This is a genomic window from Polyangiaceae bacterium (assembly GCA_015075635.1).
Taxonomy (GTDB): Bacteria; Myxococcota_A; Polyangia; order Polyangiales; family Polyangiaceae; genus JADJKB01.
Window position 1 is genome coordinate 542,667 of the sequence record JABTUA010000002.1, and the last position, 21,274, is coordinate 563,940.

18 protein-coding genes are annotated in these 21,274 nt (G+C 69.9%); 8 read left to right on the forward strand and 10 right to left on the reverse strand.

The window, feature by feature from the left end:
* The first annotated feature begins 33 nt into the window (after positions 1 to 33).
* Positions 34 to 495, forward strand: a complete 462-nt coding sequence (locus HS104_18680; protein ID MBE7481991.1) for a hypothetical protein — start codon at positions 34 to 36, stop codon at positions 493 to 495.
* Positions 496 to 504: 9 nt separating this feature from the next.
* On the opposite strand, the gene HS104_18685 is transcribed toward HS104_18680, so the two are convergent.
* The 6 genes from HS104_18685 to HS104_18710 form a co-directional block, all read right to left on the reverse strand.
* Positions 505 to 2,211 (reverse strand): NAD-binding protein, encoded by a 1,707-nt coding sequence (locus HS104_18685; GenBank protein ID MBE7481992.1) that lies wholly within the window; start codon positions 2,209 to 2,211, stop codon positions 505 to 507.
* A gap of 70 nt (positions 2,212 to 2,281) precedes the next feature.
* Positions 2,282 to 3,163, reverse strand: coding sequence for a hypothetical protein (locus HS104_18690; protein ID MBE7481993.1), 882 nt, complete (start codon positions 3,161 to 3,163; stop codon positions 2,282 to 2,284).
* Positions 3,164 to 3,203: 40 nt separating this feature from the next.
* Positions 3,204 to 4,346, reverse strand: a complete 1,143-nt coding sequence (locus HS104_18695; protein MBE7481994.1) for an SUMF1/EgtB/PvdO family nonheme iron enzyme — start codon at positions 4,344 to 4,346, stop codon at positions 3,204 to 3,206.
* A 179-nt stretch (positions 4,347 to 4,525) separates the two neighbouring features.
* Positions 4,526 to 5,434, reverse strand: coding sequence for a hypothetical protein (locus HS104_18700; GenBank protein ID MBE7481995.1), 909 nt, complete (start codon positions 5,432 to 5,434; stop codon positions 4,526 to 4,528).
* The gene (locus HS104_18705) at positions 5,427 to 7,157 is read right to left on the reverse strand and encodes a thiamine pyrophosphate-binding protein (GenBank protein MBE7481996.1); all 1,731 of its coding nucleotides are present in this window, start codon (positions 7,155 to 7,157) and stop codon (positions 5,427 to 5,429) included. The genes HS104_18700 and HS104_18705 overlap by 8 nt, the downstream gene beginning before the upstream one ends.
* A gap of 53 nt (positions 7,158 to 7,210) precedes the next feature.
* Positions 7,211 to 7,819, reverse strand: coding sequence for a hypothetical protein (locus tag HS104_18710; GenBank protein MBE7481997.1), 609 nt, complete (start codon positions 7,817 to 7,819; stop codon positions 7,211 to 7,213).
* 64 nt (positions 7,820 to 7,883) lie between these two features.
* Between HS104_18710 and HS104_18715 the strand changes: the two genes are divergently transcribed.
* Positions 7,884 to 8,564 carry a hypothetical protein gene (locus tag HS104_18715; GenBank protein ID MBE7481998.1) on the forward strand — a complete coding sequence of 227 codons (681 nt, stop codon included), beginning with the start codon at positions 7,884 to 7,886 and terminating at the stop codon, positions 8,562 to 8,564.
* A gap of 36 nt (positions 8,565 to 8,600) precedes the next feature.
* Here the strand turns inward: HS104_18715 and HS104_18720 are convergent, their stop codons facing one another.
* Positions 8,601 to 9,617, reverse strand: coding sequence for a sensor histidine kinase (locus tag HS104_18720; GenBank protein ID MBE7481999.1), 1,017 nt, complete (start codon positions 9,615 to 9,617; stop codon positions 8,601 to 8,603).
* Positions 9,618 to 9,870: 253 nt separating this feature from the next.
* Between HS104_18720 and HS104_18725 the strand changes: the two genes are divergently transcribed.
* Positions 9,871 to 10,707: a hypothetical protein gene (locus HS104_18725; protein ID MBE7482000.1), complete on the forward strand. Its 837-nt coding sequence runs from the start codon at positions 9,871 to 9,873 to the stop codon at positions 10,705 to 10,707.
* A gap of 7 nt (positions 10,708 to 10,714) precedes the next feature.
* On the opposite strand, the gene HS104_18730 is transcribed toward HS104_18725, so the two are convergent.
* Positions 10,715 to 10,927, reverse strand: coding sequence for a hypothetical protein (locus tag HS104_18730; GenBank protein ID MBE7482001.1), 213 nt, complete (start codon positions 10,925 to 10,927; stop codon positions 10,715 to 10,717).
* A 16-nt stretch (positions 10,928 to 10,943) separates the two neighbouring features.
* Positions 10,944 to 11,804, reverse strand: a complete 861-nt coding sequence (gene metF, locus HS104_18735; protein ID MBE7482002.1) for a methylenetetrahydrofolate reductase [NAD(P)H] — start codon at positions 11,802 to 11,804, stop codon at positions 10,944 to 10,946.
* A 58-nt stretch (positions 11,805 to 11,862) separates the two neighbouring features.
* Here metF and HS104_18740 point away from each other — a divergent pair, with 58 nt between their 5' ends.
* The 5 genes from HS104_18740 (at position 11,863) to HS104_18760 (ending at position 19,394) form a co-directional block, all read left to right on the forward strand.
* On the forward strand, positions 11,863 to 13,365 hold the full coding sequence (locus HS104_18740) for a UDP-N-acetylmuramate:L-alanyl-gamma-D-glutamyl-meso-diaminopimelate ligase (GenBank protein ID MBE7482003.1): 1,503 nt from the start codon (positions 11,863 to 11,865) through the stop codon (positions 13,363 to 13,365).
* A gap of 668 nt (positions 13,366 to 14,033) precedes the next feature.
* On the forward strand, positions 14,034 to 15,185 hold the full coding sequence (locus HS104_18745) for an HNH endonuclease (protein MBE7482004.1): 1,152 nt from the start codon (positions 14,034 to 14,036) through the stop codon (positions 15,183 to 15,185).
* 236 nt (positions 15,186 to 15,421) lie between these two features.
* Entirely contained in the window at positions 15,422 to 16,042 is a 621-nt protein-coding gene (locus tag HS104_18750; GenBank protein ID MBE7482005.1) for a hypothetical protein, read from the forward strand.
* Positions 16,043 to 16,295: 253 nt separating this feature from the next.
* Complete coding sequence (locus HS104_18755; GenBank protein ID MBE7482006.1) at positions 16,296 to 17,111, forward strand: hypothetical protein; 816 nt, start codon at positions 16,296 to 16,298, stop codon at positions 17,109 to 17,111.
* 18 nt (positions 17,112 to 17,129) lie between these two features.
* Positions 17,130 to 19,394 carry a VCBS repeat-containing protein gene (locus HS104_18760; GenBank protein MBE7482007.1) on the forward strand — a complete coding sequence of 755 codons (2,265 nt, stop codon included), beginning with the start codon at positions 17,130 to 17,132 and terminating at the stop codon, positions 19,392 to 19,394.
* Here the strand turns inward: HS104_18760 and HS104_18765 are convergent.
* A complete protein-coding gene (locus HS104_18765) occupies positions 19,382 to 21,175 on the reverse strand; it encodes a hypothetical protein (protein MBE7482008.1) in 1,794 nt (597 codons plus the stop codon). The genes HS104_18760 and HS104_18765 overlap by 13 nt on opposite strands.
* Positions 21,176 to 21,274: the final 99 nt, after the last annotated feature.

Sequence of the window (21,274 nt, forward strand, 5' to 3'; positions counted from 1 at the left end):
TGCTCCGGCAACGTCGAGCCTAAACTCCAGGGCATGCGTCGGAGACTCGCGTGTGCCGCGCTGCTCCCAATGGTCCTCGCCTGTGCGACCCGAGAGTCGGGGCCCGAGCCAGCTCGGACCGCCGTGGTCGTGCCCAGCGCCAGCGCGGAGCCGGAGCGCGACGAGGCCACGCCCCTCGCCACCCCGGCGCGTCAGCCTCCGCTCTCGGACTGCCGCGCGCCCGCCGACCAGAACCTGGAGGAGGCCAAGCGGGAGTTCCAACGCGGGGTCGAGGCGATGGTCAATGACCAGCCCGAGACCGCCGCGGAGCTCTTCCTGCTCTCCTACCAGCGCACCTGCAATCCGGCGCTGCTCTACAACCTCGGGGTCGTCCGGGAGAAGCTCGGCGATCTCGCGGGTGCCGCCGAGGCGTTCGAGGTGTACCTGTCCCGCGAGCCGGCCAGCTTCAGGACCGACGAGGTAAAGCGGCGCATTCAACAGCTGCGCGCGCAGTAGGCGCAGCCCTCAGGCCTCTTCCTCCAACATCCGGGTCAACTCCTGGCGCTGCTCGACGGTGCCCAGCAACACCAGCGACGCGCCTTCGCTGAGCACCGCCGACGCTGTGGGCGAGCCCTCCGACTCCGAGCCGCGCCGGATCGCGATCACGTTCATGCCGGTGCGAGCGCCGATGTTGCTTTCCATCAGCGTCTTGCCCACCAGCGACGGCGGCACCGGCACCACGAAGAACTCCACGGCCTCGCCGATGACGACCAGCTCGCGGTTCTGGAGCACGCTGATCAAGAGCTTCGCCGCCAGGCCGCTCTCGCTGAGCACGAAGTCCGCGCCCGCGCGGTGAATCGACTCCATGTTCCGCTCGTGGGTCACGCGGCTGACGATGTGGCACTTGGGGTTGAGCCGGTTGCAGTACACGGAGAGGAAGATGTTCGCCGCGTCGTCGTGGGTGGTCAGGAGCACGGACGGGGCCTTGGCGATCTCGGCCTGCTTCATCACCTCCAGCGAGGCGGCGTCGCCGATCACGACTTGATCCGCCAGGCCCTCCAGCTTCGGACGGAGCGCCTCGCTCTCGTCGATGACCGTCACGCGAATGTCGCGCTCTTTCAGCGAGCGAATGGCCGCTTGCCCGACGTTGCCGCCGCCGATCACGATCACCGCGTCGTCGTTGGTGCGGTAGATCACGAACATCGCGTTCAGCATCGTGATCTGATCTTCGGTGCCGACCACGACGGCCACGCTGCTCTCGCTCAGGCGTACGTCCGCCCGCGCGGCCTTGAGGCGACCGCGCTCCCAGAACGCGACGATGTTCACCCCGCACAGCTCTCGGAGCCGCGTCTCGCGCACGCTCCGCCCGGCCAGCGACGTCCCTCTCACCGGGAACTCGGCAATCAGCAGGTCCTCGTAGCGCCCCACGACGTGTGCGGACAACGTGCCGGCGTTCACGCGCGCTGCCAGCTGCTGGCCGAGTTGGCTCTTGAGCGCGATGACGTGGGATGCGCCAGCCATCTGGAGAATGTCCACGGCGTCGAGATCTTCGACGATGGCGGTGAGCACCGTGTCCAACGCGTGCTCGCGCAGCGTGATCGTGACGTTGGTGTTCGCGGGGTCGCTGAGGTTCGCGACCACGAGGCGCGCGTTCTCCGCGCGGGCGCGACGCCAGGTCTCGACGTTGTCGGGCTCTCCCACCATCACGTGGACGCCGTCGCCGTGCAAGGCGACCGCGCGCGCCGGGTCCGACTCCAGTACCACGTAGGGGATCTGCCGCACCTCCAGCCGCGAGATCAGCGCTTGCGCGATGGCGTCGTATTCGCAGACGATGACGTGGCCCTCGGTCTCCGCGGGCAGCTCCCGGGGAGCCCTCACCTTCAGCTGCGCCTCGAGCCAGGGGGCGTAGAAATTGCGAATGAAGGTGAAGGGCAGGACGATCAGGAGCATCACCACGCCGGTCAGCAGCACCAGGATGCTGAACGCGCGCCCGACGTCGCTCTGAAACGTGATGTCGCCGAACCCCAGCGTCGTCATCACCGTGAGCGTCCAGTAGAGGCCGGTGAGCCAGGAGTGGTCCTGACCCTCGAGCTCCATCAGGACGTGGAACGCGACGCTGAACCCGGCGATGATCGCCAGGAGGAGCAGCACGTAGCGGTAGAACGCCCCGAAGTTCTTCCTCAGGTCCGGCTGCCGCAGCACGGCCATCACTTGTGACGTCAGGAACTTCAAGTCGACTCCGTCGCTCCGATGGCCGGCCCCCGATGTCTAGTGTAGACGGCGCGCGAGGTCACGCGGGTAGCTAGCGCGCCTCGAAGAGCATCCACCATCGGGCGCGCTTGGCCGCCGGGTTGAAGTGGAGCCAGAGGTCGTCGGGCAGGTAGACGTCCGACTCGCAGTACTTGCAGCGCACGATGCGTTTCTCGCCGGCGATCTCCAGGGCCGCTAGACACGACGGGCACTTGAAGATGACGGGCTTGGGGCCGTCGGGCCCCGGCTCGCCCGTCACCTCGCCGACCAGAAACGCGATGCCGCCGAAGATCTCGGCCGCCCAGGCCGGGGGCATTCGCGCAGCGTGCGTTTCGCCGCACTCGCCGCACTCGATGCTCGCCCGACCGCCTTTCGATGCGAGCTTCCAAGCCGCCGTCAGCGCGTTCATGTCGAGGAGCGTGAAGCACTTGCGGCAGAGCGGCGGCAGGCCGCGGCACTCCACCGTGGGCCCTCCCAGGGTGACGCCGCCGCCGCGCGCGCCCGGTGTTCGCGCGAACCCGACATCCTCGGCGACGTCGTCCTGCCAGAAGTCCCGCCCCAGCGGCTGGATGTCACCGCAACGCGTGCAGCGAGCACGCTCCACCATACCGTTCACGGGGTAGTCGTTGCCGCACTCCGAGCACTTGTTGAGGAGCAGCAAACGGACACACTGCACCTGCGCCGGGTCGTAGCCCACGTCTTCTCCGGCGGCGCCGACCAGCGCGACTGGATCGCCCGCCGCGCAGCGGAGCTCTTCGCTGATCAGCTTGCGGAGCAACGTCCCGGAGTGCGTCGCGCGCATCACGACGAGCTTGCCCCCGAGCGCGAAGCTGGCGAGCGGCTCGCCCTCTCGGATCGGTTGACCTTCGTCCAGCGAGAAGGCCCGGAACTCGGCGCCTCCAAGGGCTTCTGGAAGTCGTTCCGTCTTCGGCATCGGGGCAAGGTATCAGACCCTCCGCCGAGATCTGGGGCCGTCAGCCGGCCGGTCGCGCACAACGGAAGCCCGTGTTGTGGCCACCCCAGAACCACGGGAGGCGGGAACCCGCGCTGATCTCGTCGCCGAGATTCACCCAGCCGCCGCCCCGGATTGCCCGGTTCGCCTTCTGGTTGGTGGTGAGCTTCGCGCAATCGACACACGGGGAGAGCGGGTAGCTCGCAGTGTCGAAGTGGTCGAGCGTGTATTCGAACATGCTCCCAAACAGATCGTGGTGCCCGAACGGACCTACTCCCTTCGGCTTCGACCCCACCGGCGGCGGAGACCCCTGCGGGCTGATGCCATACACGGCGTGCTCGGCGTCCACCGCGGTGTCGCCCCAGGGGTACTTCCGGGGCGCCTTCCCTTGGCCGACCCAGGCGTAACCGAGCTCGGCCTCGGTCGGCAGGTATCCGCCGTCCCAGATGCAGAACGCGTACGCCTGAGGGAAGCTGACGCAGTTCATCGGCAGCGCGTCTTTCGGGCCCGGGGTCGACGAGAAAGTCGAGGACGCACCACCCCCCGGGCACTCGGCGATCTTCGCCTCCCACTCGGCCAGCGACGCCCAGAGCTCGACCGAGAGCTCCGACAGCCAACCCGGCTCGCCGGCCACGGGCTCGGGCTGGTGTTTGCCGGAGCCGTCCACAGGCTTGAAGCCCTCGTTCACCACTGCCATGACGAAGCTCCGAAAGCGGCCCACCGTGACCTCGAACGCGTCCAGGCGAAATGCGCCGACCGTCGCCTCGAACGCCGACTCGGTCTTCGCGTCGCGCTGGAATGCGCCGGCGGGGATCGGCAAGCTCTCGCAGCAGCTGTGACCCGGAACGCAATCCGCCAATCCCTTGCAGCTGGGCGGTTCGGCTCCGCCGCCAGCACCGCCGGTGCTCGTGGCACCTGTCCCGCCCAAACCTCCGGAGCCCGCGGCGCCACCCGTGCCTGCGACACCGCCCACGCCCGCGTCGCCGCACTGGCAGTCCCCGAACTGACCCCCGCTGCACGCCCGTACGCTGGCCTGCCCACCCGGACAGGAACACTGCTTCAGGTCACCCGGGGCGCAAGTGTCCGCGGGGTTGGTGGACGACGAGCTACAGCCCGCGAGCACGACGAAGAGCAGGCCCAAGCACGAGATCCGAGCGCGCGGCACGCCTCATCTTGAAGCGAATGCCGCCTGGCAACAAGTGTAGTTCGTTCACGGACCCCGGCTCGGCGCGCCGGAATGGTCCCCTGGCGCTTGGCGTCGACACCGGCGATGCGCGCTCTCCTCGCCGTCTCGCTGCTGCTCTCGACCACGAGTGGGTGCGCGAAGCGCCCGAAGTGAGGCGGTCAGAAGACCGCGTGTGCGAGCACCGGCACCATGAAGTACAAGAGGCAGAACGCCGCGGCAGGCTCGGGCGAGAAGCCGAGATCCCTGAGCAGGGCTCCCTGATACCCCGCGGAGTTGACGCGGACGCCCTTCAGGTCGTGGACGACGCGATCGATCTCCCGCGCGAGCAACATGCTCCGTCCAGAGGCCCTGCCGTAGCGCTCCGCCAGCGCGAGTTTCGGTGGAACGCGCTCGTCGACCCCGAGCAACGGTCGGCCGATGCCCAGCACACGCTCGCCGCTGGCGAGCCGCTCCCGCAGCAGGGGCTCGAGCGCTGCACCGCGGCCGAGCTCGTGCTCCAGGCCGGCGAGGAAGCGCATGAACCCAGCCACCGGCGTCACCGCCATCTGCGAGGTGCAGAGCGTCGCGAGGCCGGCGGTCACGGCCTCGACCAGGCTGCCTCCGCCGGCGGAGACGCGACGAGTGACCGCCAGCGGCCAGATCCGGACGTCAGCCAGCTGCGTGAGCACTCCCTCGTGACCGAGCAGCTCGGCGTCCGCGGCAGAAAGCTCGACCCCGGCGATGGCGAGGGCGGCGACCTGGAGGAAGGACTTCTGTCCGAGCAGCTCGCCGAACAGGAGCCGGCCTCGAAGCTCGTGGTCCCCGACGTCGAGTCGCATCCGCGCGAGCTCGGGCTCGCTCTGGAGCTCGGGCTCGATCTCGGCGAGCCGCTGGTGTGGGCACGGCGTGGCGACGTGGAGCTCCTGGATGCGCTCGCTCATTCGCGCCAAGAGCGCGACTCCCTCTGCGACGCTGGCGGGTCTCGCGCTGGCGAGCGCCACCACGAGCAGCATCGCCGGCGCGGCGCCGCAGCCGGCGGCCAGGCGGACGTTCTCCAGCACTCGCGAGTCGAGCCGATGGTCAGACATCTGGAGCTTCCCCGCGGAAGTGGCGAATGGCGGCGGAGCGTGTCTCGCGAGTCAAGGACTCGCTCGGGTCGATGCGGACGTCGAGCACGATGGGGCCCGACCGGGACCGGAGCGTTTCGGACAAGCACGCCCGCTCCAACTGCTCCGGCCGCTCGATGCAGACGCCCGCGGCCCCGAGCGCTCTGGCCACGAGGGCGAAATCGCCGCGCGCGTGGGCGAGCCCGTCCGGGGAGCGTCCGTAGACGGCCTGGAACCCGTGCTCGACCATGTTCCAGCGCGCGTCGTTCATCACCACGAAGACCAGCGGCAAGCGCTGCTCGACGGCGGTCAAGAGCTCGCCCAAGAGCATCGAGAAGCCTCCGTCGCCGCACAGGCAGATCACGCGTTCGCCCGGGCGCGAGCGCTGGATGCCGAGGGCAGCGCCCACACCGCTGCCCATCGAGCCAAAGCCGAGAAGATTGTGGAAGCGGTCGGGCGAGTCGACGCCGACGTAGTGGAGGGCGAAGGCCAGGTGCTCGCCGATGTCGGAGCACCAGATGGCGTCCGGCAACACGTCCTGCAACGCTCGGAGCACGCGGGGCGGCGCGAGCGGGACCTGGTCCGAGCGCTCGAGCTCGGGACGATGCCGGCGCAGAGGATCACCTCCGACGACGAGCGGCTGGGCGCTCCGGACCAGCACGGAGAGCACCCTTCGCAAGGTCCGACCGGCGTCGCCGACGAGGCAGTGCGTCGCCTGGACGTTCCGCCCCAGGAGCACCGGGTCCCGGTCGAGGTGGAACGTGGCCGCCGTGCCCTCGAAGACCATGCTCCAGCCGTTCGTGCTGAGGTCGTTCAGGCGCGAGCCCACCACCAGGGTCACGTCGGGCGGAGTGACCAAGAACTGGTCCACGCTCGGGTGCTGCCCGAGGCCGGAGATCCCGAGGTACTGCGGGTGACTCTCCGGAAAGCACCCCTTGGCGTGGCCGGTGACGATCACGCGCATGCCCACGGCCTCCGCCAGCTCCAGCGTCTCCTTGCAGGCGGACCGCGCGCCGTTGCCGAGCACGAGCAGGGGTCGCTTCGCTCGTGCCAGCGCGCGCGCGAGATCCAGGCACGCCTCCCGCTCCGGAGTAGCACGGGCGAGCGGTCGCGAAGGCCCGAGCGCGAAGCTCGTCGCCGGCTGACCCGCCACGTCGAGAGGCACGGAGACGAAGACCGGCCCGGGCACGGCTCCGCACGCCGAGCCCAAGGCCCGCGCCGCGACGGACTGGGCGGCCGCCGGCGAGCAGACGCGTCCCGCCCAGCGAACGATGGGGCCGAGCACCTCGGCGGCCCTCCAGCCCTCGGCGGTCCCGTCCTGGAGCGCGCCTCGACCGCTGGCGCGCGCCGGCACCTCGCCGCCCACCACGATCATCGGGAGCTGTTCGAAGTGCGCCGACGCCACTGCGGTGATCACGTTGGTGACACCAGGCCCCGAGGTCGTCAGCACCAGGGCGGGTCGGCCCGAGACACGGGCGTGCCCCAGCGCCGCGAACGCCGCCGCGAGCTCGTGCCGTGTGGCCACGTAGGCGATCGCCTGCACGTCGCAGAGCGCGTCGAACACCGGGCTGATGGTGCCGCCCGGGATCCCCCAAGCCTGGCTGACTCCAGCGTCCGCGAGCGTCTGCAGGAACACCTGTGCAGCGGTTCGGACTTGGGTCGCAGGGCGCGGCGCCAGCTGCGCCAGGGTCGAGCGCTTGGCCATCAACTCTACCGTGAACCAGCGCTACGACGATAGTCGTCGCAGTCGAACGCGGTTCACTGCCAGGTGAAGTGCAGCTTCCCGTCGTAATCCGAGACCATCTCCGCGGTCACCGTCCCGACGACGCCGCAGCGCTCGAGCGTGCCGGTCGCGCCACCTTTGTGTGCGGAGTCGATCCACACCCACTCCTCGGCGATGTGGAAGATGAACTCTCTCGGGCCGAGCTGCTCCAGTCGCCACAGGCCGTAGTCGCACATCATGCCGCGATTCTTCTCGAGCCAGCGCAGCGCGTGTGCGGGATCGTTGCCGGTCAGGTAACGGATGAAGCGCTCTGCCTTGATCAAGGGAGATAGGGTGGGCGTCCGAAGCCACATCTCGAAGAGCGCTCGCCCCGGGTCGTCGGGATGGATGAGGACCGCCGCGGTCGCCTGTTCTCGAATGAAGTCCCGGGTGGGGTAGAGCTTGAAGGGAAAGCGCCGGCGCGCGCCCGAAGCCGCACGCCACGCGGAGAGGAGCGTGGGATCCTTGCGCACCACCGCGGCCTCGGCGAGGTTGAAGAACAGGCCGCGCGTGTGCGCCGAGCTCGGCGTGTCGCTCAGGCGCTTCGGCAGCCCGAGCTCGCTCAGGCCTCGGTCGAGATCGACGATCAGCCCGGAATTCTGCACGCCCCGAAGCTACCACCCCGCGGGGTTGATCGCGGGCCTCGGTGCTGGTGAAATGACGGAGGCCATGGCCGCACGAGCAGCGAGCGCCGTCTCCGGGGTCGCGCCTGACGACTGGCGCCCGGGCTCGCTCGCCGGAGATCCGGTGCTTCAGGCGCTCGCGGACATCCGCCATCTCACCCGCGCGGCGTCCTTGCAGCTCGCGCTGGACGTCGGCGAGATCGTGTTCCACCGCATCTTCAGCGGCAACTCCGCGCGCGTGCGGCGCCGGGGTCCGAAGGACGCTTCGTTTCGCCGCCTGGCGCTCCACCCGGAGCTCCCCATGAGCGCCACCAACCTGTGGCGCGCGGTGGCCATCTACGAGCTGTCGTTACGCGTCCCGGCTCTCGGCCGGAGCCCGCGCCTCGGTGTGTCCCACGCGCGCGCCGTGCTCGGGCTGCCGCCGAGCAGCCAGGCGAGGCTGATCGCTCGAGCCGACGCCGAGAGCTGGACCGTGACTCGACTGAGCGAAGAGGCGGCCCAGAGAAGGACCGGCCGGGGCGGGCGCCCGCGCAAGGCCGAGGTCGAACGAGCGCTCGAGACGCTGCGGCGGCTGTCGGCCCTACCCGCGACGACGCTGCTCGACAGGGACGCCATCGCGCGGATGAGCAGCGAGGACGTCGAGGTGGGGCTCGTCACGCTGCGGGAGCTGAGCGAGGTGCTCACTGAGCTCGCCCGCGAGCTCCGGCGGGTGAGCGCGAAGCGCTGACCGCTCGGGTGTTTCCACGTGGAAACACCGGCACGCTCAGCTGGAGCGCGCCGGCACCCGGGGTGGAGCGTCGAGCAGCGGCAAGAACACCCTCACCGTCGTGCCCACGCCCGGCTCCGAGTCGATCATCACCTCGCCCCCGGCGCGTCGCACCCGCGCGGAGACCAGGGGAAGGCCGAGCCCGAGCCGCGTCGCGCGCTCGGTGGAGAAGAACAGCTCGCTGGCGTGGGTGCGGGTCGTGGCGTCCATGCCGACGCCGTTGTCGGAGATCTCCAGGACGACCGAGTCCTCTTCCCGAGACAGGCGCACCGAGATGGCGCCGTCCGCCGCGCCCCGTGCCGCCACTGCCTCGACCGCGTTGGCGACCAAATTCGCCACGACCAGCGCGGCCTGCCAGCGCGGCAGGCCGACCCGGCAGCTGACCTCGACGACCTGGAGGTCGAGGCGGCCCACCTGCCGCGCGCTCGCCTCGAGCGAACGCACCACGTCCTGGACCACCTCGACGAAGTCGACGACCTCGTCGGTTGGGCGTGTGTCGACGAGCTCCTGCATCCGCTCGACGACCCGCGCCATCGCCTGGACGGAGTCGGCGATCAGCCCTGCGCGCGCGGTCCGTTCCGGGCGCTCGGCGTCCGGGGCGTCAACCAGGCGGCGGCTCTCGTCGGCGATGCGCCTCAGCGGCTCGCCGAGCTCTCGGCCGAGCGCGTTGGCCAGGAGCTCCAGCGCGGTCGTGTCGTCCTTGCGGACCAGATCGACCAACCAGAGGTCGCGGAGCAAGCGCCCGCGCGCCCGCGCCACCGTCCTGGCCACCGTGAGCTCGAAGTCGTTCCCGGTGGCGTGCGCGGCGAGCACGAAATCGTCCACGCCGAGCGCCAGGGCGCGACGCCCCTCGTCCTCGCTGCGCACCACCGCCAGCACGGGGCCCTCGGAGAGGAGGCGTGTGATGGTCGCCGCCGGACGCTCTGGATCGCCGACGACGTGCTGGTAGCGCGCGTCGGGGTCGCGGGGCACGTCCTCGCCGTCGGTCAACCAAAGCACGGTGATGCCGCCCATGGACGCGCGGGATGTTAGCCGCGCGGAGCACGACCGGCCACTGTCGTTCGTTGCCGAGTTTCGAAATCGAATCTTCGGCGCGAGCCCGCGACGGCCGGCCCGAGCGCGCTGATCCAGCGTCAAAGCGCGGGGTCTCGGCGTCGAGCTGCAGACCCATCCCCTGGCTCGCGCTCGGGCTGATAGCAGCGATCTCATGTGCCGGGGGACGGGGACGCGCGCTCCACGCCGCTAGAGGTCGGAGGGAGAGGCCATCATGTCGGACACATTCCTGCGCTACTTGCTGCTCCTGCAAGAGATGCCGCACTCACCACGAATGACCGACAGCGCGAGCTTCGCGCGGCTCCTCGAGCAGCGCGGGTTTCGCGTGTCCCGCCGCACCGTGCAACGCGACCTCGAGAAGCTCTCGCGGGTGCTCCCGATCGTGTGCTCCGACGGCACGAAGCCCTACGGTTGGTCATGGAGACCCGGCGCGGGCTCGCCACTCCCTGCGCGCGCTGCCTCGCTCGGCCCCCCTCGGCCCGTGGACACCGGGACGCTGCTCGAGACGGTGCTCGCGACGCTCGATCGCTCCCGGGAGCTGCGCGATGGTCGCTTCGAGTCGGGGCTCTTGCCGTTCATCGAGGCACACCTCGCCGACGCGGTCGCCGCCCACACGGGCCTGTTGCTCTCGGAGACCGTCATCGCGCTGCCACCGACCCAGCGCCGCGCGGGCGACGGCGGCATCGAAGCCAGCTTCGTGCTCCCGAGCGTCTACGAGGACACCGCCGTGCTCGTCCGCGTCTGCGCGCGGGGGAAGCGCGGGCACACGGAACCCGAGCTCGAGGCCCGAGCTCTCTCCGCCCTCGGCAGCCCAGGCCCGCGGCTGCGCGTGGTGTTCGTGGAGCCCGCCCCCGCGCCGGGAGAGGACGACATCGGCTTCGCCGAGCTCGCGTTCGTCGTCGAGCGACGGGGGGATGCCCAGAGTCGCTGCCTGGCTCGCTACCTCCGTCGTTGGGCGGTGTTGGCCGGCGCGCCGAGCTCCGACGGGCCTCGCGACCAGATCGCCGACGTCATCCCGCTGACATCGCGGGCGAAGCAGGCGCAGCGCTGACCCCTGGCTAACTCTCTCCCAACGGCGCGCCGCCGAGCGCCTCGATGGCCGCCCGGAAGGCGTTGGCCCGAAGCTCGGTGCGCTCGACCAAAGAAGGCCTGCCGAGCTGCTTGGCCGCGTGTTCGAGGTGCACGGCCTCGCGCTCGAGCCGCTGGGCTTCGCGCTCGAGCACCTCGAAGACCAGCGCCTTCGACTCGTCGGTCAACTCGTTCCAGAGCATCTTGGTACCTTGGCTGCTAACGCAGCGCTTCCAGGATTTCAACCGTCGCCGTCGAGCGGTTCAGCGTGTAGAAGTGGATCCCCGGCGCGCCGCCGTCGAGCAAGGCGCGACACTCCGCGATGGCGTGCTGGACGCCCACGCGCCGGACCTCTCGCGCGTCGGTGTGGACGGCCTCGAGACGTGAGAGCAAGTCGCTTGGAATGCGCGCGCCACACATCGCCGTGAAGCGCTTGACCTGGCTCACGTTGGTGATGGGCATGATGCCGGCGAGGATCGGCACGCTGATGCCCGCCGCGCGCGCCCGCTCGACGAACGCAAAGTAGTCCCGGTAGTCGAAGAAGAGCTGAGTCACCAGGAACTCCGCGCCGGCTTCCACCTTCTTCTTCAGGTTCGCCAGATCGACCTCGGCGCTCGGCGCCTCGGGGTGCTTCTCCGGGTAGCACGCGCCGGCGAGGCAGAAGTCGTACTGCTCGCGGATGAACTCCACCAGCTCGGAGGCGTGCGCGAAACCGCCCTCGGCGACGACGAAGTCCGTCTGCCCCTGGGGCGGATCGCCGCGCAGCGCCAGCACGTTCTGCACGCCGCCGTCCCGCAGCTGGTCGAGGACGCCGCGGATCTCGTCGCGGCCCGCGCCCACGCAGGTGAGGTGAGCCATGCACTCGATGCCCGTGTCCTTCTCGATGCGCAGCGTCAGCTCCACCGTCAGGCGCCGGGTACTGCCCCCCGCGCCGTAGGTGACGGAGACGAACGTCGGGGCGTAGGGGGAAAGGTGCGCGACCGTCTCGTACAGGCTCTCCTTGCCCTCCTCGCCCTTCGGGGGGAAGAACTCGAACGAGAACGACGGCTTTTTTGACGCCAGCTTCTCGATGATCTTCATAAGAAGGCCGAAGCGTGTAGCAGGGCGAAGTCCCGGGCGAAAGAGAGCGAGAGAAGGCATGCACATTCATGTGGTCGCGGTGGCCGGGACGGGCATGGGAGCGCTAGCGGGCCTGCTGAAGGAGCTGGGGCACGACGTCTCGGGCAGCGACGTGGCCTTCGACCCGCCGATGGGCCCGGCCCTGGACGCCTGGGGCGTGCGCAAGCTGCCCGGCTTCGACGCCAAGAACCTGGACCCCCGGCCGGATCTGGTGGTGATCGGCAACGTCTGCCGCCGCGAGAACCCGGAGGCGGTGGCTGCGATGCAAGCCGGCCTGCGCTACACGCACATCGCCGGGGCGCTGCAGGAGTTCGTGCTCTCGAAGGCCTCGCCGTTGGTGGTGGCGGGGACCCACGGCAAGACCACGACCAGCGCGATGGCCGCCTGGCTGCTCGACGCCGTCGGCCGCGAGCCGGGCTTCTTGATCGGCGGCCTGCCCAAGAACTTCTCCCAGAGCTTCCGCGCGCCGCTCTCGCGCGCGTCGCTGCCCACGGGCGGCGCGCTGCGCCGCGCCCCATTCGTGATCGAAGGCGACGAGTACGACACGGCCTTCTTCGAGAAGACGGCGAAGTTCCTCCACTACTCCGCGGAGGTCGCGATCCTCACCAGCATCGAGCACGATCACATCGACATCTACCCGACGCTGGAGTCGTACCTGGACGCGTTCCGCAAGTTCGTCGCGGGCATCCCGGAGTCCGGGCTCCTGGTGGCCTGCGCCTCGGATCCGCTGGTGGTGGAGGTCGTTCGGAGCGCCGCGCGCGCGCCCGTCGCCTGGTACGCGCTGGAGGGCGAGGACACTCACGGCCAGGCCCCGCACTGGCTCGCGGCGCCCGCCGAGCAGACCGAGCAAGGGACCACGTTCGACCTGTTCGCGGGCGGAGTCTCGGCCGGGCGCTTCGCGCTCCGCGTGCCGGGTCGCCACAACCTGAAGAACGCGCTCGGCGCCCTGGCCGCCAGCGCCCAGGGGTTCGGCGCCAAGCTCGGCGATCTGGCCCACGCCCTCGCGCGCTTCGAGGGCGTGCGTCGGCGCCAAGATCTGCTGGGCGAGCCCCGCGGGGTCTTCGTGTACGACGACTTCGCGCACCACCCGACGGCGGTGCGCGAGACCCTGGCGGCGCTCCGGCAGAAGCACGCAGCCGGCAGACTCTTCGTGGTGTTCGAGCCGCGCAGCGCCACCGCCTGCCGCAACCTCCACCAGGAGGAGTACGTGAAGAGCTTCGACCTCGCCCACGAGGTGCACTTCGCTCCCCTCGGCCGCGACAACCTCGCCCCCGAGGAGCGCCTGGACACCGCGCGGCTCTCGACGGAGCTCTGCCGGCGCGGGCCGCACGCCGAGCCCCACCGCTCCCTCGACACCATCGTGACGGCGCTCTCGGAGCGAGCCAACGCGGGCGACGTGGTGGCGCTGCTCTCGAACGGCTCGTTCGGCGGTATCCACCAGCGGCTGCTCGAAGCGCTCGCAGCCCCGCTCGGTAGTCGGGCCGGACAGAGGGTGAGAAGCGACGCGTTCTCGGGCGGTTGAGGACGGTCACGGGCAGGGCTCTCGAGCAGGCGCAGCTTCGCAATTGAGGTCAGGACGGGCCGGCGCTGGAGCGGAGGGCGTGGCCATTCGGGGGCGCTGGTGAAGCGCTGGCGGCGTCGGCGCAGTGGTCGAGCGCACGACGCAGAGCTCGATGACCGCGAGTGCGGCACTGCGTGCAGCTGCCTGGAGGGAGCGCCACGGACTCGAGCTCGACGCGCAGCTTCCGGACCCACGGCGCTGCCGCTGACAAAGACCACCGAGGGCATCCCGTGCACGCCCGTTTGTTTGCGGGCGCGCGAGCAGCGTTTCAGCGTACGGTGACCTGAAGGAAAGAGCATCGAGACGTCGATTTCTCTTGACGCATTCTCGAGCGACGCGCGTTCGCGTTCGACGACCACGCCGCCGATGGCCTCTCGCTCGCCCGTGGTGACGCGCTCGTGCGCGTTCGTGCGCGCGACGACGCGCGACGCGTTCAGATGCCCGAAACGCGCTCAGCGTGTCAGCAGCGAGCTCGAAAAATCGCGTGATATGCCAGAAAGCGTGAACGCTCTCTCTTCGGTCTCCGACCACGAGCTCCGCGAGCGACTTTCGGCCGCCGTGAGCTCGGAGCGGTCGGCGTGCGCCAACGTCATCTTCCACCTGGCAGAGCTCGACCGCCGCAGGCTGTGTTGTTCCCGTTCCACGCCACACCACCGACAGCGATTCCGCGACTGCGGCAGACCGGAAGCGAGTTCCTCCGGCTCGGCCGGACTGTCTATTTCGATGCGTGTTCCTCCCTCTTCGCCTACTGCACCGAGCGCCTCGGCTATTCCGAGGACAGCGCGACCAAGCGTGTGCGTGTGGCCCGCCTGGCCCAGCAGTTCCCCCAGGTGCTCGATGACCTCGCCAGCGGCGAGCTCCACCTGACGGGGCTGTTCCTGCTCTCCGGCCACCTGACGGACGACAACGCCGAGCAGCTCCTCGCCGAGGCGCGAGGGAAGTCCAAGCGACAGCTCGAGGAGCTGCTCGCCCGCTGGTTCCCGCGGCCGGCCGTGCCGCCGACCATCACCCCGGTCACGCCCGAGCCGGTACAAGGGCAGTTGTCCACATGGTCCGGGGCAGGTACCCCGGCCCCGCCGGCCCAGGCGCCTCGCCCTCGCGTCGAGCCGCTCTCGCCGGAGAGCGTTCGCGTGGAATTCAGCGCCCACGCTGCGTTCCGCGACAAGCTCGAGCAGGCCCGGGCGCTGCTCAGCCACACGGTGCCCAGCGGCGACCTCGCGACGATCCTCGAGCGCGCGCTGGACCTGCTCATCGAGCGGGAGACGAAGCGCCGCGCCGGCGCGGGCAAGCCCCGCAAGCGCCGCGAGACGAAGCCGGGCTCGCGGCACGTTCCGGTGGAAGTCCAGCGAGCGGTCAGGGAGCGGGACGGCGACCAGTGCACCTTCACCGACGCCGAAGGGCGGCGGTGTTCGGCGACGCGCTTCTTGACCATCGAGCACATCGACCCGTTCGCGAAGGGCGGGCCCACGACGGTGGACAACTGCTGCTTGCTTTGCAGACCTCACAACGCCCACCGAGCGCGCCAGGTCTTCGGTGAGGACCACATCCAGAACGAGATCTCGGAGGCGCGAGCGAGGCGAAGACAGAGCACGCCACCGGCGCCACCAGCGCCGACGCCCGCGCCCGAGGGCGGCGTGTCCGAAAAGGTGCTCGGAGCGCTGGTTCGGATGGGGTTCAAGCGAGCGGACGCGCGGCGAGCCGTCGAGCAAGCGCGCCTCTGCGAGGTGGAGCCGCTGCTCGAGCCGATGCTTCGCGCGACGCTCGCCATTCTCACACCGTGAGACGGTTCGGGCACACCCCACGTCGAATGGGGTGTGCACGGATTGCCCTTGGTGGTCATTGTCAGCGGCAGCGCCGTGGGCACGCATGCGGACGAAGGAAAGGAGCTCATCTGTGCCTCGAACAGGTCGCACTCAACGCAGAGTCATCGGCATGCTCGTCAAACGCTTCGGCGACGCGCGCCTCGACGAGGTCCGCGACCCGCGCAACCCACGCGGGCGTCGCTGGCGCTCGGGCGGTGCGCGACCTCGGACTTCACTACCTGTTTGCCGTCAAGAGCACCCAACCCTCCCTCCACACCGAGGCCGTGCGCTGGATGGGTGGCCTGGAGCCTGACCAGGCCGCCGCCACCAGCACGGATCTCGACCACAGTCGCTCCGTCGTGCGGCGCATCTACCTCGGTGAAGCCCTTGCCGCGCCGGAAGGTTGGGAGCATCTCAGGACCGTGCTCCGCGTCGAGGTCGAGACCCTCGACTCCAATGGCGTCCGGGTCGCGAACGACAACCGCTACTTCGTCTCCAGCTTGCCACGCTCTCGTCTCACCGATGCCGAGTGGCTGCTCGTCGTACGGCGCCACTGGGGCGTCGAGACTGCCCATCAGCTTCTCGATGGCGCCTTCGCCGAGGACCATCATCCGTGGATCGAACAGAACCCGCGAGCCACGGTCGTCGTGATGGTGCTGCGGCGCATCGCATACACGCTGCTCGCGCTCTGGCGCGGGGTGACTTTGCGCAGCGACGAACAGCGTAGGCGGCCCTGGCGCGACCTGATGCGCCACATCTGGCTCTGCACAGTCAAGGCCACCGCAGAGACCCCTCGAAACTCGAGTGACCGCCGGCTCCCGCCGGCGCCTGCGTGACCCGTGCCGAGGCCTTCGCGCCGACCTGCTCTTTGACAGACTCCGCGTCGATCACCGCCCTCGGGCTCCTGCCCCCGTAGAGGCTCGATGGCACTTGCTCCTGTGCGGCCCAGTACCTCCCCACCGCCCCGTCCCCGGGTCACCACTTCCCCGCCGGTGGTGGCGACCCAGCTCGACTCGCGGAGAACCGATCGAGACTGCCACCAGACACTGAGCAGTTGCCCAAACCCGCGCCAGGGACTAACGGAACTCCGTGCGCGCGCTTGCTTCGACGCTGCTTTTCGGCTTCGCCTGGGCGCTGTCGCGCGCCACGCTCGCCACACCCCTCGAGCACGACGAGCAGAAGTACTCGGCGTGGCAGAGCAACGAGCAGAGCTTCTACGCCTCGAGCGCCAGCGACGCCGGTATCGTCTACGCGCGCCCCCAGCTCTTCCTCGGCTACGGCGCCCCGCACTGGCAGTTCACCGGTTTCGACGGATACCTGCTCTCGACCAACGGCTTCGCGGCGGCTTACGCCGGCTGGCGCGCCAGCCTGCCGTTCCTGGACGTGCAGTTCGGGCACCGCTGGAACTACCCGTTCAACCGCCGCTACTTGCCGCCCCAGAAGAAGTACCGCGCGCGAGACTTGGATCTGAACGGCCACGACGAGCGTTCCACGTACGAGGTGACCGAGGGGGAGCTGACCCTGCTCGCTCCCGTGCTCCACGGCGCCGTGTTCACGGAGTTTCACCCGATGTGGTTCGACGCCCCCGGCGATAGCTACGTGTTCGAAGAGGTGATGCGCGTCGTGGTCGTGCCACCCTTCGCGATGCGCACGCGGCTCGGGTACGTCTACGGATTCGGCGAGCGGCAGGACGCGAAGGTGGGAGCCATGGTCGAGTACCTGGTGACGCCCGGCCGTCCCTTCAACACCACGCGCGTCGGCCCGCTGGCGCTGGTCTCTTTCACCAAGAACTTCGAGGGGCTCTTCACCACGACGGTGGTGGTGTCGGGACCCGACGAGCTCGGGCCCTACGCCGGGACCTACGGCTTCCTCGGAGTGCGGTACCGCTGGGCGAAGCGCTTCTAGCGTGCGAACATCCAGGGCATGAGGCTCTGGCAGGCGGCAGCACTCTCTTCTCTCTTGTTTCCAGTGTTCGCGAGCTGCGGCTCCGACTCGGACGGGGGCACCGCTTCGAACGCGGGCTCCGGCGGCGGAGGAACCGGCGGCGGAGGAACCGGCGGCAAGGCCGGTGACGCCTCGATCAACCTCGACTCGGGCGACTGCCAGACGGGCAACGCCTGCGGTGACGGCGGCATCTGCGCTGGCGGAGTGTGCTGCGAGAAGACGAACGCCTGCGGCAACGACTGCTGCACGACCGGCGAGCTGTGTTCGTTCCAGAAGTGCGTCACGCCGGGCAAGACCTGCACGGAGAGCTCGGACTGCGCCGCCGGCGAGTACTGCGAGATGGCCCTCGGCAGCGGCAGCGACGGCGGGCCCGTCGGCGACGCCGCCAGCTGCACCACTGGCTTCATCGTCGCGGAGGGCAAGTGCCTGCCCCAGCCGCCGGTGTGCACCGGCGCGGAGCCGGGTCTGGACTGTCTGCCGAAGTGCGAGCTGCCCCCGAGCAGCGGCACCTTCGATCCCGAGATCACTTACACCTGGGGAGGGGTGACCTCGTCGCCCTTCAGCAGCGACGTGATGATGACGCCAATCGTCATTCAGCTCGATGACGACAACTGTGACGGCAAGATCACCCCGCTCGACATCCCCGAGATCGTCTTCGTCACCTTCACCGGGGGCGCCTACACCGGCGCAGGCACGCTGCACGCCATCTCCATCGTGAACTCGAAGGTGGTCGAGAAGTTCAGCGTGCCCGGCGTCAGCCCGATGAGCCAGCTCGCCGGCGGCAACATCGACGGCAAGCCCGGCAACGAGGTCGTGGGCTGCAATGGGTCGGTGGCGACGGCCTTCGACGGCACGGGGAAGGTCGTCTGGACCAACTCGAACGTCAGCTGCGCTTCCCCCGCCATCGCCGATCTCGAAGGCGACGGCACGGTGGAGGTGGTGGTCGAGGGCGGGATCTTGAACGGCGCTGATGGCACGCTCAAGCACGCGCTGCCCGGGGTCCCCACTCCGGCCGTGTCCGACCTGGACGGCGACGGCAAGCTCGACATCACCGACGGCCGGCGCGCGTTCAAGGCGGACGGCACGCTGATCGCGGACAGCGGCAACCCTTCGTCGTGGGGAGCCGTCGGCGATCTCGACAAGGACGGCAAGCCCGAGATCGTCGGGATCGACCCCTCCAACGGCCAGCGCCGCATGCACATCTGGCGGGTCACGCCCGGCGCGCCGGGCTTCCAGGTCGTGCGGCAGCCCTTTGACATCCACGAGACCGCGCCCTCCAATCCGTGCGGGCACAACTCCGGCGGCGGTCCGCCGACCATCGCCGACTTCAACGGCGACGGCACGCCGGACGTCGCCCTCGCTGGCTCCATCGCCTACGTGATCTTCGACGGCAAGAAGCTGATGGACGCGACGGCGGCGAGCACGACCACGCTGCTCTGGCAGACCGTGACGCAGGACTGCTCGTCGGCGGCCACCGGCAGCTCGGTGTTCGACTTCAACGGCGACGGCAAGGCGGAAGCCGTCTACTCCGACGAGCTCAACCTGAAGGTCTACGACGGCGCGACGGGCACGGAGCTCTGGAAGACGTGCAACACGACCGGCACCTTGATCGAGTACCCAGTCATCGCCGACGTGGACAACGACGGGCAAGCCGACATCGTGGTCGCCTCCAACGCCTACGCCTTCAACTGCGGCGGCACCAAGCAGAGCGGCATCCGCGTCATCCAGAGCAAGAGCAAGTCATGGGTGCGCACGCGCCGCGTGTGGAATCAGCACAGCTACCACATCACCAACATCGAGGAGGACGGCACCGTTCCGACCAAGGAGGTCGCGAACTGGACCGTCCCGGGCCTGAACAACTTCCGCCAGAACAAACAGCCGGGCAGCGAGCTCGCGGCACCGGACGCGACGGTGACGGTGAAGCCGCGCTGCTCTGGCACGTTCGGCGTCCTGGTCGAGGTGCGCAACCTGGGTAGCGCGCCCTTGCCCACGGGCATCAAGGTCGAGGTGTTCGCCGGCTCGCCGCCGACCGGGACGTCCCTGGCGACCGCGACGACCACCATCCCGCTCTACGCGGCGCAGGCCGAGGTGCTGTCCATCGAACTGCCGAACGCGCCTGCAGACGTGAAGAGCGGGCAGACACCGGTCTTCGCCACCGTCACGCCACCGAGTGGCGTGGTCGAGTGCCGCACCGACAACAACAGCTCGAGCGCGGTGAGCGCGGTCTGCAATCAACCCCGGTGAGGGGGGCCGGATCGGCGCAGAGTCGCCCGAGCCAGTGAAGTCAGCGGCGACGGCGCAGCAGCGCGAGCAATCCGAGCAGAGCGAACGGCGTCAGCGATCCCGGGTCGCGTGGGGCGCCGAGACGGCAGCCGCCGCTGTCGCCGCTGTCGCCCGAGGGCGACGCTTCCGCCGCGTTGCCCGCGGCGCCGGCCGCCGCTGGAGCGCCGCCCACACCGCTCGGGGCGCCGCCCGTGGCGGAGGTGGCTCCGCCGCGCCGCCGCCGCCGGCCGCACCGGCTGCGCCCGCAGCGCCGCCGCCGTCCGTCGCGCCGCCGCCGCCCGTCGCGCCGCCGCCGCCCGTCGCGCCGCCGCCGCCCGTCGCGCCGCCGCCGCCCGTCGCGCCGCCGCCGCCGGCCGCACCGGCTGCGCAGCGCCGCCGCCGTCCGTCGCGCCGCCGCCGCCCGTCGCGCCGCCGCCGCCCGGTGCGCCGCCGCCGCCGCCGGTCGCGCCGCCGCCGCCCGGTGCGCCGCCGCCGCCCGGTGCGCCGCCGCTCCCGGGGGCTCCACCGCCGCCCGTCGTGTACTCGAGAGCCCCGACGTCCATGTTGCCCGCGAGCGGGCGAGGCTCGGAGCTGCCGGGCTTCTCCAGCACGCGCTTGGGCGGGTGAAACTGCGGCGCCGCCAGCGGCGAAGGGAACGCGTAACCCGGCGGCCCCGCCAGGCTCGCGGCGCCGGCGTCCACCAGTGGGCTGGTCGCAGTAGGGTGCAGGTCGAAGGCGCTCGGGTTGGCGAAGCTCGGATCGCTGCCAGTGATGCTCCCTTTCCACGTGCTCGGCACGTTCGTCGAGCCCGACCTCACCCAGTTGTTGCTCCCCGCGATCAGCGCGGTGCCGGTGGTCCAGACCGCTTCGGTAGAACGCACCAGGTTGACGCCGCCGGCGCCGAGCACGGTGAACACGTTGTTGTGCATCTCCACGCTCTCGAGCGAGTCGAACAGCCGGAACACGGCCGCGCCGCCCGGTTGCACCATCACGGTGTTGCTGACGAAGCGATAGCGGGCGCCGGTGGCGCCGGTGCCGTCGCCGCCGAAGCGCACCACGTACGAGCTGCCGGTCTTGCGCAACACGTTACCGACCACGTCCGAGTCCTCGCGAGCCAGGCCGGCGTCCTGGCCGTCTGGGCCGATCAGCTCTAGCTCGTGATACAGCGCCCCTTCGATCCAGTTGTAGTAGATCTCGTTGCGCTCGGCGCGTGACTTGACGTTGTTACCGCCGACGCCGTCGTGCACGTAGCAGTGCTCCATGCGAAACACGCTCTTCGGGTAGGCCGTCTCGTCGGTAGCGACGTAGATCTGGTGGTTCGTGGTGCCCGCACCGGACTTGTACACCTCGACGTACTGCAGCGTCAGAGACCCGGAGTCGGTGTCGGCGCCGAGCACGCCGTGCTTGACGCAGTCGTGCACCACGGAGTCGCGCAGCGTCACGTCGTTGGCGTGGTGGTAGAAGCAGCGGAACGAGGCGCCGGTGATGTCCAGGCCCTCGAATACGTAGTGATTTCCCTGCGCTTCGATGGTGTTCGTGCCGCCGCTGATGACCGGGCGTTTGCCGTTCTTCGGGACACCTCGCACGGTGATCTTGTTCGCCGCCGTTCCGGGCTTGGCGAACACGACGCCGCCCGAGTAGGTGGCGTCGCCGTCGATCTCCACGACGTCGCCCGGCTCGAGCAACGCGGTCACGGACGAGAGTTGCTTGTACTGCTGGGCCGGACCCACCTTGTACGTCGCGGCCGCCGCCAGGGACGACACGAGCGACGCGGTCGCGCCAACACAGAGAGACGAGAGCGCTTGGTTTCTTCGCAAACCTGAACCTCCGGTCGCGAAGCATAGCCGACGATCCGAAGTGCG

What these genes read in the sequence shown, in the direction of transcription:
- HS104_18680 (MBE7481991.1), top strand. Translation starts at nt 34, where the DNA reads ATGCGTCGGAGACTCGCGTGTGCCGCGCTGCTCCCAATGGTCCTCGCC.
- HS104_18690 (MBE7481993.1), bottom strand. Translation starts at nt 3,163, where the DNA reads ATGCCGAAGACGGAACGACTTCCAGAAGCCCTTGGAGGCGCCGAGTTC.
- HS104_18700 (MBE7481995.1), bottom strand. Translation starts at nt 5,434, where the DNA reads ATGTCTGACCATCGGCTCGACTCGCGAGTGCTGGAGAACGTCCGCCTG.
- HS104_18705 (MBE7481996.1), bottom strand. Translation starts at nt 7,157, where the DNA reads ATGGCCAAGCGCTCGACCCTGGCGCAGCTGGCGCCGCGCCCTGCGACC.
- HS104_18715 (MBE7481998.1), top strand. Translation starts at nt 7,884, where the DNA reads ATGGCCGCACGAGCAGCGAGCGCCGTCTCCGGGGTCGCGCCTGACGAC.
- HS104_18720 (MBE7481999.1), bottom strand. Translation starts at nt 9,617, where the DNA reads ATGGGCGGCATCACCGTGCTTTGGTTGACCGACGGCGAGGACGTGCCC.
- HS104_18725 (MBE7482000.1), top strand. Translation starts at nt 9,871, where the DNA reads ATGTCGGACACATTCCTGCGCTACTTGCTGCTCCTGCAAGAGATGCCG.
- HS104_18730 (MBE7482001.1), bottom strand. Translation starts at nt 10,927, where the DNA reads ATGCTCTGGAACGAGTTGACCGACGAGTCGAAGGCGCTGGTCTTCGAG.
- metF (MBE7482002.1), bottom strand. Translation starts at nt 11,804, where the DNA reads ATGAAGATCATCGAGAAGCTGGCGTCAAAAAAGCCGTCGTTCTCGTTC.
- HS104_18740 (MBE7482003.1), top strand. Translation starts at nt 11,863, where the DNA reads ATGCACATTCATGTGGTCGCGGTGGCCGGGACGGGCATGGGAGCGCTA.
- HS104_18760 (MBE7482007.1), top strand. Translation starts at nt 17,130, where the DNA reads ATGAGGCTCTGGCAGGCGGCAGCACTCTCTTCTCTCTTGTTTCCAGTG.